The sequence below is a fragment of the Thermosphaera sp. genome (assembly GCA_038827615.1).
In the GTDB taxonomy this organism is placed as follows: domain Archaea; phylum Thermoproteota; class Thermoprotei_A; order Sulfolobales; family Desulfurococcaceae; genus Thermosphaera.
The window spans coordinates 606,641-618,594 of the sequence record JAWBNK010000001.1 but is presented as its reverse complement, the minus strand read 5'-3'; the positions used below and the strand labels follow the sequence as shown (position 1 = coordinate 618,594).

Annotated in this window: 12 protein-coding genes; 5 read left to right on the top strand and 7 right to left on the bottom strand. The window is 44.4% G+C overall.

Annotated elements, in window-relative coordinates; all coding sequences use genetic code 11:
* Window positions 1-70: 70 nt before the first annotated feature.
* Window positions 71-1,510, top strand: coding sequence for a tRNA uridine(34) 5-carboxymethylaminomethyl modification radical SAM/GNAT enzyme Elp3 (locus QXH45_03460; protein ID MEM2078302.1), 1,440 nt, complete (start codon window positions 71-73; stop codon window positions 1,508-1,510).
* 2 nt (window positions 1,511-1,512) lie between these two features.
* On the opposite strand, the gene QXH45_03455 is transcribed toward QXH45_03460, so the two are convergent.
* The 3 genes from QXH45_03455 to QXH45_03445 all read right to left on the bottom strand — a co-directional run bounded on the left by QXH45_03455 (window position 1,513) and on the right by QXH45_03445 (window position 4,544).
* A complete protein-coding gene (locus tag QXH45_03455; GenBank protein MEM2078301.1) occupies window positions 1,513-2,679 on the bottom strand; it encodes an iron-containing alcohol dehydrogenase in 1,167 nt (388 codons plus the stop codon).
* Between the two features lie 20 nt (window positions 2,680-2,699).
* Window positions 2,700-3,800 (bottom strand): glycosyltransferase family 2 protein, encoded by a 1,101-nt coding sequence (locus QXH45_03450; GenBank protein ID MEM2078300.1) that lies wholly within the window; start codon window positions 3,798-3,800, stop codon window positions 2,700-2,702.
* A 93-nt stretch (window positions 3,801-3,893) separates the two neighbouring features.
* Window positions 3,894-4,544 carry a hypothetical protein gene (locus QXH45_03445; GenBank protein ID MEM2078299.1) on the bottom strand — a complete coding sequence of 217 codons (651 nt, stop codon included), beginning with the start codon at window positions 4,542-4,544 and terminating at the stop codon, window positions 3,894-3,896.
* A 136-nt stretch (window positions 4,545-4,680) separates the two neighbouring features.
* On the opposite strand from QXH45_03445, the gene QXH45_03440 reads away from it, so the two are divergent.
* Window positions 4,681-4,911 (top strand): hypothetical protein, encoded by a 231-nt coding sequence (locus QXH45_03440; protein ID MEM2078298.1) that lies wholly within the window; start codon window positions 4,681-4,683, stop codon window positions 4,909-4,911.
* Window positions 4,912-4,974: 63 nt separating this feature from the next.
* Window positions 4,975-6,873, top strand: coding sequence for a DNA polymerase domain-containing protein (locus QXH45_03435; GenBank protein MEM2078297.1), 1,899 nt, complete (start codon window positions 4,975-4,977; stop codon window positions 6,871-6,873).
* A 150-nt stretch (window positions 6,874-7,023) separates the two neighbouring features.
* Here QXH45_03435 and QXH45_03430 read toward each other — a convergent pair whose 3' ends face one another.
* Window positions 7,024-7,731 carry a DUF2258 domain-containing protein gene (locus QXH45_03430; protein MEM2078296.1) on the bottom strand — a complete coding sequence of 236 codons (708 nt, stop codon included), beginning with the start codon at window positions 7,729-7,731 and terminating at the stop codon, window positions 7,024-7,026.
* Window positions 7,732-7,776: 45 nt separating this feature from the next.
* Window positions 7,777-8,202, bottom strand: a complete 426-nt coding sequence (locus tag QXH45_03425; protein MEM2078295.1) for an OsmC family protein — start codon at window positions 8,200-8,202, stop codon at window positions 7,777-7,779.
* A gap of 188 nt (window positions 8,203-8,390) precedes the next feature.
* Between QXH45_03425 and QXH45_03420 the strand changes: the two genes are divergently transcribed.
* The gene (locus QXH45_03420; GenBank protein MEM2078294.1) at window positions 8,391-8,624 is read left to right on the top strand and encodes a hypothetical protein; all 234 of its coding nucleotides are present in this window, start codon (window positions 8,391-8,393) and stop codon (window positions 8,622-8,624) included.
* A 24-nt stretch (window positions 8,625-8,648) separates the two neighbouring features.
* Entirely contained in the window at window positions 8,649-9,155 is a 507-nt protein-coding gene (locus tag QXH45_03415; GenBank protein MEM2078293.1) for a magnesium-dependent phosphatase-1, read from the top strand.
* On the opposite strand, the gene QXH45_03410 is transcribed toward QXH45_03415, so the two are convergent.
* Entirely contained in the window at window positions 9,136-10,467 is a 1,332-nt protein-coding gene (locus QXH45_03410) for a TldD/PmbA family protein (protein ID MEM2078292.1), read from the bottom strand. The two genes, QXH45_03415 and QXH45_03410, sit on opposite strands and share 20 nt — an antisense overlap.
* Complete coding sequence (locus tag QXH45_03405; protein MEM2078291.1) at window positions 10,467-11,906, bottom strand: TldD/PmbA family protein; 1,440 nt, start codon at window positions 11,904-11,906, stop codon at window positions 10,467-10,469. The genes QXH45_03410 and QXH45_03405 overlap by 1 nt, the downstream gene beginning before the upstream one ends.
* Window positions 11,907-11,954: the final 48 nt, after the last annotated feature.

Sequence of the window (11,954 nt, the reverse complement as noted above, 5' to 3'; positions counted from 1 at the left end):
TTCAAACTAATATCATTGTCGGAAATATTAAAATCCTAATAGATATCCATCAGATCACGGGATTAGCGGAATGGTTGATAATCCATTGTTGACCGTGAGAAAGCCATCAAGAATGCTTAGCGGTATCACCGTGGTTGCAGTAATGACTCATCCTTTACCGTGCCCTGGCGGATGCTACTACTGCCCCGGTGGAATAGGGTACAATGCACCTAAGAGCTACTTCGGCAACGAGCCCGCTGTCAGAAGGGCCCGTAGAAACAGGTTTCACCCGTTTTACCAGGTGTTTGAAAGGCTTAAACAGTATGAGGCTATGGGTCATAAACCCAGCAAGATAGAGGTCATAATAATGGGTGGAACTTTTCTCTCGCTTCCAGAATCATACAAGAGATGGTTTGTAACGAGCATCTATGAAGCCTTTAATAGGTATCCGGTTAAAACGCCTCCTTGGAAGATAAACTTAGAGGAAGCCATGCTGAGAAATGAAACATCGCCCCACAGGGTCGTGGGGTTAACCATAGAGACCAGGCCGGACTACGGTAGAGAGAAGCATGCCGATGAGATGCTATCGTATGGTGCCACCAAGGTCGAGCTGGGCGTGCAGAGCATCTATGACGACGTTTTAGATAAGGTGAATAGAGGACACAATGTGAGGGAATCCGTGGAGGCGACGAGGATTCTTAAGGATTCAGGATTTAAGGTATGTTATCACGTAATGCTGGGCTTACCGGGCAGTAATTTTGATAGAGACATTGAAATGTTCAAGACCTTGTTCGAAGACCCTGATTTAAGACCCGACATGCTCAAAATATATCCGACTGAAGTGATCGAAGGAACCGTACTCCACGAGTGGTGGAGCAAAGGGCTTTACAAACCATATAATGATGATGAAGTAGTCGAACTCGTTAGCGAGGCGTACAAGTATATTCCTGAATATGTGAGAGTAATGAGAATTAGGAGGGATATACCCGCCAATGAAGTGGTGGATGGAACGAGGAAGGCCAATTTGAGAGAATTGGTGGAGAAGAGAGCTTTGGAGAAAAATATTAAGATCAACGAGATAAGGTTTCGCGAGGTCGGCCTTCAATCGTATAAATTCGGAAGGCTACCGGACCCCTCGAGAACCGTAATTAAAAGGCTTACTTACGAAGCTTCGGGAGGGATCGAGGAATACTTGAGCGTTGAAGATTTAGAGACAAATATTCTCATAGGGTTCCTAAGGATGAGAGTGCCTAGTGAGAGGGCTCACAGATGGGAGGTAGATTCTAATACTTTAATAATCAGGGAGCTTCACGTGTATGGGCCGGAAACGCCGGTGGGCGATAAGGGTGCATGGTGGCAGCACATGGGCTGGGGAAGGAAGTTGCTCTCGTATGCTGAAGAGATAGCCGTGAGAGAGTATGGTGCTAAGAAAGTGCTGATAATTAGTGGTGTTGGGGCTCGGGAATACTATAGAAGAATGGGGTATTTTAGACCTCCAGAGAGCCCTTACATGTGGAAGTATCTTGGGTGAAGTCATAACGCGTCCGTGATGATATCCCTAATAACGCCTTCGTCCGCCTCTAGAGGCATCCCCTTGTATCTTTCCTTTAACATCTTTAACGTGCGCTCGATGATGAATTTTATGTCGTCTTTTCCAAACCCATAGTCACTTAACCTTTTATTCAAACCTAAGCTTGACTGGAACTCCCTTAATGCCCTGTAAGCCCTCTCAGCATCATCGGAAATTGGTCTTATCATGGGATCTATGCTTCTCAATACCAATGCCGACTCCTCGGGAACGTGTTTGTGAACATGGTAGATAACTCTCGGGCCAAGGATTGCTAGACCCTCTCCATGTGGCAGTTTCGGGTTTACCCCGCTAAAAGAGTGTTCTAAGGCGTGATTCAAATGCGTCATTGCGATGTCAATGCTAATCCCAGCTAGCATGGACGAGTAAAGTAGCCTGGCTCTCAATTCAAGCGAGTCGAGGTTGTTGAGGAGGTTGGGAAGGTTTTCAGCAATGATTTTTGAAGCCTCGACGGCAAGAGTTAGGACGAACGAGTTGGCATACTTAGATGTCGCGGCTTCATATGCATGGTAGAAGGCATCTAGTGAAGTATAAAGGGTTTGATCCCTTGGCAAAGACAGAGTGTATTTGGGTTCGTCAATTGCTAGGTCCACGTACCTTGCCGTAAAACCTCTCTTCTCCATTGTTTCCTCGAAGGTTAAAACGGCATACCTGTCTATTTCGCTACCTGTTCCATGAGTTAAGTTTATGGCAACCAATGGTAGGACTTCAGGGGGCTTAACCCCCTCTAGTAGTTGTTCTGGAAGTAGCTTGTTCCTCACGATTAACGAGACTGCTTTCGCAACATCGATCACGCTTCCCCCTCCAATAGCTATAATTGCCTCCACTTTTTCAGACCTGAAAGACTCGGCGCACGAAAGGACCATAGAGGAGGTGGGGTTTGGAGAGACGTTAGCGAATACCGTGTAGTCAGTTCCATGCTTAGATAGGATATTCAATACATCCTTCAGAGCTCCGGACTTTTCGGCCGCACTCTTGCTCGTGACGAGGCCTACCTTTTTTGCCGTTTTAATCCAATCTGCGAGGTCTTCGACAGCCCCGTTGCCGAACGACAGCCTTGTCTCGCCGTATCTGAGCCTGAATTTCTTTAGGGGGGAGATCAAGGGGGCCACCATTAAGAAATAATTGAAAATTAGTTTTTATCTATAACCACGAAATCATTAACGCTAATTAATCCGTAAACTCTTGAAGAGGCCTCTATAAAGCCGAAGACAGGTATGAGCAACAACATATGGAGCTTTCCAGACCTGTAGACTCCATAGGTGTAAGAAGTCAAATAGTAAATACTTCCCGGGATAAGTATCCATAGTAAACCCATGTAGGCTAGGAGGGGTCCTATAAGGATGGTTGACGCGAAATTGAAGCTCCATATGATTGATCTAAAGCCAACAATGATATTCATAGGAAAAGGACTATGCCGAATATCTGAGAGCATTCCTTTGAACCAGCGTCCTCTCTGCTTCATGAGATCCTTGATACTGTGAGGGCTTTTGATAGAGACTCTTGTACTGGACTGCCAGGTCTTGTATCCCTTCTTTATCAGTTCTGTGGCGAACCGGAAGTCCTCGGTGATCGATCTGAACGTGAAACCGATTTCCTTGAGCACGCCCCCCTTCACTATCAATAGTTCTCCATGTAGCCCGAGGAGAGGTCGAGAGAGAAGTCCCGTGAAGAACCTGTACAAGGTTAGATCATCAATATACCTTACCCAATCCATGACATATGCAATTTTACTTCTCCCCGGTCTGGGAAGCAATAAGCCATTTCCAGCAACATATCCTTTTTCCTCATAATAGGGGATCTCGTAGAGGAAATTATCGTCTAGTATCAAATTATCATCATCTATGAATACATACCATTTATCATTCTCGACATGGTTTTCGATGAAATAGCTTAAAGCCCTCCCTTTCCCGATTAGATCTCTCCTGTAGGATGATGGAACGATCACGAGATTTAAAGCTTTAATGGATTTTAACGTGTTAGTCAAGGGGGCTCCTTCATCTATTACGACGGTGAGTTTTCCATACTTTTTCAAATGGTATTTGACTACTTCTAGGAGACTATTTTTGACCTTCTCGTCAGCTTTTGATACGACGACTATTTCATAATTGCTTGTTTTAAACAGGCTTTTCCCAGGCCTATAAAGAAGGTAGCCGACTCCGCCAGCTATGACGATAGTCATGTATGCTAGCCAGAGCCCAGTAATCACATCGCTAAGTAAATCCTGCCCCACTTTAGAGTCATCTCTTAATCATTGATTCTCGGAGAGGTTATTGACAATTATAATAATAGCATTAAAATTTAAAACTATAACCTAGAAAAGAGCTCAGTACTTAATCCATGCTAAAAGGGTTTTTGAACTATTAGCTGAGACCCCTGTTTCAAGGATTTTCTCCGAGAAAATTCTCGCATCCCAATGTTTAACCGGGTGCTTGAGGATTTGTGAAACTATTCTCCCGCTCCTCCGAGTGATCCTCACTATGATCTTCACGGTGTGGTGGTGCATGCTACCCCCCTCGGGCATGAAGTAGCCGTATTTTGAAACGGTATTGAACACTATTACCTGGTTTGATGACGAAAGTTTCGATAAGAGTCCCGTTATCCTTGTTGCATCACTATATTTTGAAGGATCTTTCGGGAGGTAGTTGTATGGAAACGCGAGCACTACTACGGAGTCTTTAACAGCGGTGAGATCCTCCAGTACTCTGACTGTATCGTTCAGCCTGAAAGACCTTGAAACCATTATATTATCCATTATGCAGTTGAAAATCCTGCAGAGCCTCACTAGCAGTGCCGTATCCAACCCGCCGAACTCTATGTTATTGACTAGGTAGACATTGTTTGAACTGCTCTGCGAAACTATAGTGTAGTGAATCAACAACGCTAGCACGGAGGGGTCACCGTAGAATTCCACTATCCAGTGTCTTTCTACGGGGCTTACCAGCTCATCTAATGGTTTGACCCCTGTTACTTTCATACCACCCTCCAATAATTTAATGGAGAGTAAACGGTGGAGAGCACTCCGAAAGTATTAAGTGAGGATTGCTTCTCCACGAGACCCGGGGGTTAAAACATCTGTCAGAAAGATTTTTAAAGGGATAAGGTGCTCCAATATGGGGCGTACGACGCCTTCTCTATGGTCCAGCGTCAGCGAATACGTTGAGAGACTGAGGAAGATTTCCGAGATGCTCCCGTCAAAGGAGAAAGAATTTATGAATTGCCTGCTCGAGGATATTGAGTCAACAATTTCCCTGTGCATGCACACCGGCGTTGCAGACCCTCTCGAGGTTTTACTCATTCACTTCATTAGGAAATTAGGAAGGGAAGACTGCGGGAGTGATTGAGGTCAACCATTAGTTTCGCTTAACCCTCCGCTAGAAACTCGCAACCCACTTAAGGGTTGATTAGTGAGTGAGACGTGGGTTTTAGACGTTTCACTGGCAAACGATAAGACAGTGATATCCTTATATGATGAAAAAAGCCGTACCATTCGGGAAAAGGAGGTTCTTCTCGACTTCTACGGCTATATTCTTACTGATAAACCATCCCTGGTAGCGAAAGAGATTGCGGATCTAGATGGAGTCTCAGAGGCTTGGATCGAAAAATATAGAGCTCCACCATACTATGCTAGCACTGTAGATGTCGTAGTATTCAAGACCAAGAGTTATAGGCTATTGAAAAAACTGCAGAGCATCAGCATGCTGAGGGGTTTAAGAACAGTGAACAACTATCCCCATCCCCTGGTGGAATCACTCTATAGAGCAGGAATCCGTCCCTTAACACGCGTTGCTGGCTTCGAGAAAGAAGTTCCGATAACGAGCGAGATGAACCCGGCGGATAAAGATCCATTAATCGACTATGCCGTGTTAACCAGCGAGCACGGATACTATGTAGCTGAAACCCGCGGGGAGAGGTTTTTCTTTTGGAGGCCGGAAGACGTGGCTGATTTCATCATCTCCAACAATTTCCACTTGGTTTTTTCAGATGATTCCATTTACGCGAATCTCATGGAAGTCGATTCCAGACTCAACGCCAAAGTATATAGATGGATTACTGGGGGAGGATTCCACCCCTCCGAGTACTTCGAGTGGAGCAGGCTGAGTTATACTCCACTGAGCTTAATGAGGACTATTAGCATCGGTAGGATTCTCACAACCATTGAGGCGTTACTGTCCAGGGAGAGAAGATTGCTTGTCGATAAGACTTACGGGAGGAAGGAGCCGTGGAGAACCATTAGAGAGCTAATCGTGTACGACAGGGGAGGTGTGGTATACCAGCCTAAACCCGGTCTTTACTGGAGGGTTTGCCAAGTAGATTTTAAGAGCCTCTATCCGAACATCATAGTGAAATATAACATCTCCGGTGAAACAGTGGATAATCCCTTCTGTGCTGGGAAAAGCAAATTTGACTGGACTCCCCACACCGTGTGCATGGATGAAGAAGGCATTGTACCCGGGAGCATTAAGAAGCTAATCGAGTTGAAAGAGGTTTACGATGAGTTGGCCAAGAAGACCGGGAAAAGCTTATACGAGTATAGGAAGAGCGCTGTGAAATGGATCCTAGTTGCCAGCTTCGGTTACTTGGGTTATAGGAACAGCTTATTCGGGTCGGTAATGGCTCACGAAGTCGTCACTAGTAGTAGCAGAGAAGTGATGAGACAGGCTAGATTGATCACGGAGAGATATGGATACAGAGTCGTACACGCCATAGTGGACAGTATTTTCATCGAGGGAGTCAGGTCAGAGGATGAGTGCAGAGTCATTAAAGAAATTATAGAGGATTCAACAGGTTTTAGAGCGAAGGTAGAGGCTCACTATGTATGGCTCTACATACCTCGAGACGTTTCAGGATCGAGGGGGGTCGCCAATAAATACTACGGATTACTCTCAAACAATACTGTAAAGGTTAAAGGGATATTGTTAGTGAGGAGAGATACACCCGTCTTAGTCAAGAAGGCCCAGTATGAAGCATTAAGGGAGCTGTCGAAAGCGGTTAACCCTGATGAAATGGTTGAAAGGCTTTACAAGGCCTACGCGGTCATCAACGGCTACATTGAAAAGCTTAGACACGGGGACTTCGAGATACGTGATCTACTAATAACGCGCTCACCTGATAGAGGAGGTTATATTAATCCGCCGCAGTATGCTCTAGAGGGGAAACCTCCCTACAGGCTGATCTACGTCTCTGGGGCTCTAAGATCTTTTAGTGAAAGATACTCAAAAATGATTGATATTTACAAATACATTAAGCTGTTAGAAAAGGCGAAAAAAGAACTCCCATCCTTCGTCGACGTTAACCTAGTCTGAGGACAGCTTCGAAAATTACTGCTTCTTCTCTTCCTTCTTCTTTTCCGACGCCTTCTTCTTACACGGCATACGATACACCTACATAATATTATGTTGGGTGATGGTATTTAAACCACATGGTTCGGAAAATTAAAAAAGATGTGTGATAAATTACAATTCCTCAAGGTCCTCGGGCTTCTCAATCGGTTTTAAGGATGCTTTCTCCCTGATCATATTAATGGTTTTCAATACTTCTGAGAACTCTACCTGAACTCCCTTCCTAACAGCTCCAGAAAATTCGTCCTGTAGGGCCTGCTCAATCGATCTACCATCCAACAAAACTTTCGTTTTCTCGTAAATAACGGAGACAGGGTGGAGAATCCCAGCCTTCTTCATGACAAAAGTGTTTTCATCAACGACTAGGATCAGCGCGGCTCCTACCTCCTCGTGATCAAGTCTAACGACATACACTTCATCTCCATCTGGGGTTGTGGCCACTTTCTCGATGGAATAGTTAATAGGTTTCACCATGAGTTCTTGGACCTTGGATATAAAGTGGTCTAGATACTTCTTGACTTCCTCTGAAGGTAGCTTCCTGTACACCTCGAGCTCAAGGGTATCCCATTTCCATATAATTTTCCTGGATTCTTCATCTACGTCGAACTCGATCCTAAGCCTGATAACGTCGGTCTTATTTATTTTCAAGTCAACCGTGAATAAGTGGAATAATGCTCTATTCAGCTTACCTATCTCGTCATTTATAACTTTACCCCACTCTTTATCCTTTTTTATATAGGATTGCAAAAGCCTGTATACAGCCCTACGCGTCTTTGTTGCGTAAATAGCAGCAGGAACTAGTCCTGTGCTTATTTTAGGCAAATCGCCCCCTTTTAAAAATGTCTTTATATACTTATATAAACTTTATTAATCTGTATCAACAATAAGTGTCTCCTCTATCTTGTCACAAGCTTTGGCCAGAGTATTGTACACTGGGCAGGTAGACCTAACTCGTCGTAGTAACTCTGCCGCTTCTGCTTCGTCAACCCCCTTCACGTGATATACGATTTTTACTGATTTAAGTCCGATCCCCATCTCGAACTCGCCTTCCACCGTGATTTCCACGCGAGGGCGATTTGTCCCCAGCATACTAGATATCATGCCGAACATGAATGCTTCGCAAGATGCAAGTGAAGCCAACATGTATTCAAGAGGTGTTAGCGCATTGCCCAGTCCACCGTACTCTGGTAATTCGCTAACCTCTGCTTTAACGTCTCTCGCCCTAACCACGATGTTAGCATTAGGCTGAAGAAACGAGGCTGATACGACGATTTTAGGTATTTGTGCCTTCAATGTTATCCTCCAAGATTTATTATCAATAACATTGTTATTAAACCTTACCATTGATTGTGGAGGTCAAAGTAGATAGTAACAGGTTTTTATGCAGGACAATCCTATTGAGTTTTATGAAGGATCTCTTCACACCTCCTTACATATAACTAATAAATCCCATTACTCTAATAATAAGATGGGAGTCACAAATGGAGATAGATTTAACGAAGTCTTCAAGCTGTAGCGACAATCCCGTGTCAAGACTGATCGGTATAATGAACGAAAATGTCGAGGAATTCGTAGTAATAGCTCGAAAGGACGTGATCCCTCTCGACTTCGCAAAACTTATAGCGGATAAGAAGGGATATCAAGTTGAATTGATTGAGTCACAAGACAATGTCTTCAAACTTAAGTTCGTGAAGAGGGAGCAACAGAGGGGATGAGGTTTCAGAAGAATTTGTGATGTATTGTTTTTAGATCTGGATGGAACGCTGTGGGATCATGAGGATATCTCGCAACTTCATCCTCCTTTTCAAAAAATCGATGATCTTACAATAGTCGACTCGAAAGGAGTAAGAGTGAGGGTTTACGAATTAATGATGGAGATCATGAGGAGGGCCGCGGAAAACGGATTTATACTGTCTACCCTCAGCTGGAACAACCCAGAAATAGCTCTTCAGGCTTTAAGCGCGTTCAGGCTTCGTGACTCATTTCATTACCACGCAATTGAGGACCATCCGAGAAAGGATATCCTGGCGTTAAAAGCCCTGAGGCATTTCATGCAGGCCTTTGGATGTGATGCTTTTAAAGTGGTCTATATCGATGATCGGGAGATACACCTTGACGACATGTTGAAAGTACTGCCCGAGGCGTGCTTCATAAGGGCCCATAGAGATTTCTCAAACATTTCAGAAGCGTTCTTGAGGATTAAAAAATGTATTGAAGATAAGGGAATTATAGTTCTGGACGGGTAACCATTATATCTTTAGCGACTAAGTATGGAATTCTCGAAGGATGTCTAACTTCCCACCACATTATGTCGTATCTTTCCTTAGTGCAGTCAACAGTGTTGTTCATAAGGATGGGGAATGATGTCGACAATCTAACTCTCCCGACTTGGCCCACGATCTCTCCGTTTTCAATGTAGAGTGTTGCATCCCTAGACACGGTTGAAAACGTGCCCTCTGTATAGTTTTGATACCTCGTATACCAGTTGTTAGAGAAGAAGACTCCTTGTTTCACGTCCTCAAATAAGCTTTTCTCGCTCAGGCTTCCGGGCGCTAATTCAAGGTTCCATGGATGGGGAAACATCCACCCTGCGTTACCTGTGGATTTTCCACCGGTTTTGCTCGCAGTGGCAGTGTTGTGGAGTAGGCTTCTTAGTCTTCCGGCTTCGATGATCGGTTTATCATAGGTTTCAACACCTTCATCGTCAAACGATGCGAACCCGGGTAGCGTTGAATCCCTAGGCTTGTCCATAAGTGTTATCGTATCGGCTCCGATTTTATCCCCTGGCTTATACTTCAGGAACATTGAGAATCCAAGGATTACTGCCATTGCTGAAGCCATAAAGGTTAGGTAGTTAACTAGGTTTCCTACGACAAGGGGGGATAAGATCACCGTGTATTTACCTGGTGTTAAGTTGATCCTATTGGTGGATATAGTGGCGAGATATCCCGCTTTATCGCCCACTTCGAGAAGTCGTGATTCCTCGAGCCTGGTTCCTCCGTATGCCCAATGCCCGCTAAATTCGTTTTTGAAAGCTCTTAAGTAAGCTTCCACGCTGGTCCTTGGTTCGAACGCCTCGAACCCCTTGCTCGTTGCGACAGTTCTCGTCTCGTGTTTAAGAGTTATTGTTCCAGCAACCCTGTCCACTTTGTGTGAGAGAGAAGAATCTATCATCTTACCTGCTATTTTTCCGGGGTCATTCATTGCGTCCAATACCTTTGGGTCAACTCCTCCTTCTACCAACTTAACCTTCGACGGTTCCGGGAGTGGTGCATAAATCTCAGCTTCATCCATTCTCTCCGTCATTTTCGGAAGTTCTTCAACATCCTTCATCAATGATTCAGGATCCCTGGTGGTGAATTCGAGAAGGAATAGTCTTTTGTTTTTCGCAAGTCTAAGTGCTATCTCGCTGACCTTCCAACTCTGAATAATCGAAGGTTCAGTATTCCAGAGTTTAACCATTACCTCGTCCCGAGTAGTTATGCTCACGGCCACTTCGTCGAATTTACTACTTAGTCTTTCAACGATTTTCCTTGCCAAATCAAGGTCAAAGCTCACTAGGCCCTCACCCCAAGCACGATTTTCTTCAATCTAACATTTGGACCGCCAAACCACACGGGTACGCCTTGAGAAGGCTCTCCCTTGCCGCAGGTTCCCGGATAAAATGCTAGATTTTTGTCAACAGCCACTATATTGCTATAAAATCCTTGAGTAGTTATCTCTAAGATTGGGTCTCTCACAGGTTCCGCGAGCTCACCATTCCTGATAATGTAGGCCTCCAATCCAACGTATCTCTGATTCCATCTAACGTCGTCAATGTTCCACTCCATATAGGATTTCATGTAAACACCAAGCTCGATATCCTCTATTAGTTCATCGAACTCCATGTCTCCTGGTTTAAGGTACGTATTGCTCATTCTAATAATGGGTTCTGATGCGAAATCCATAGCCCTAGCCGCCCCGTTACTGTTCGTGCCGAACAAGTAGGCCGTGTGCCTATTATGTAGTGGCTCATTGACTAACCCTTCTCTATATAAGTATCTAGCTCTAGCTGGGACTCCTTCATCATCATATAAGTAGAAACCATTACTTCCTGGGATAGTTGGATCCTCGATAACGGTGGCATACTCGTTTCCAACTCTGAAACTACCGATGAATTCAGGTTTGACGTAAGATTCTCCTGCCTGGGCGGCTTCCCTCCCTAATATTCTATCAGCCTCCATTGGGTGGCCGGCCGACTCGTGGACCAGAAGACCCACTATCTCGGAACCTACGACTACATCTACCTTTTCTTTAGGAGGGGCTTTTCCATTCACTAGTACGTTTTCAAGCCTTTTCACCTCATCTATGATTTTCTCAACAGGATTCCACTCGTCTATCAGCTCTAGCCCTCCGGATGCGGCAAAACTGATCATTCGTTGCAATGTACCCTTTTCCGGGTGGTACAAAACGTTGTTAGAGTCAAGATATATTCTGGGTATCATTGATCGAACGAGCGCTCCTTCACTTGTAGCTATGAATTTTTCTTGAAGATGTGTTTCAAAACTGAAGGTTGACACTGGGATTTTCACTTTATTAATCACTTCAAGTAAAGTACTATATAACGATGCCCCCATTTCGATAATACTCTCCAACTGAATCTGATTTGGGTCCTTCTTGGTAACTACCTCGTAAGTAGCCCTACCAACTCTCTCTTGAGAAAACTTTATTGGTTTCCTACGTAAAACGCTCGAGGACTTAGCCCTTGAAACAGCCCTCTCAACAGCCTGTAGAATGTTTTCTCTATCCAATATGTTTGTTGCGGCGAATCCCAATGATCCGCCTATTAATACCCTAATCCCCACTCCTACTTTCCTGTAGGATCCTGCACCTAAGATTTTCCCGTTGCGCATACTCAATTGAAATCCATAATCTTTTTGATACCTTGTTTCAGCATATTCTGCTCCTAGACTTTTAGCATATTCTATGCTGGCGTGTAGAAGAGATTCATCCAACATTCTAGCTCTCCGCTCTATATATATGATTTAACAAAGTATAAAAACGCA

Excerpts from the sequence above, each read along its gene's own strand:
- QXH45_03445 (MEM2078299.1), bottom strand. The coding sequence starts at position 4,544 with ATGAAAGTAACAGGGGTCAAACCATTAGATGAGCTGGTAAGCCCCGTA.
- QXH45_03440 (MEM2078298.1), top strand. The coding sequence starts at position 4,681 with ATGGGGCGTACGACGCCTTCTCTATGGTCCAGCGTCAGCGAATACGTT.
- QXH45_03405 (MEM2078291.1), bottom strand. The coding sequence starts at position 11,906 with ATGTTGGATGAATCTCTTCTACACGCCAGCATAGAATATGCTAAAAGT.
- QXH45_03420 (MEM2078294.1), top strand. The coding sequence starts at position 8,391 with ATGGAGATAGATTTAACGAAGTCTTCAAGCTGTAGCGACAATCCCGTG.
- QXH45_03460 (MEM2078302.1), top strand. The coding sequence starts at position 71 with ATGGTTGATAATCCATTGTTGACCGTGAGAAAGCCATCAAGAATGCTT.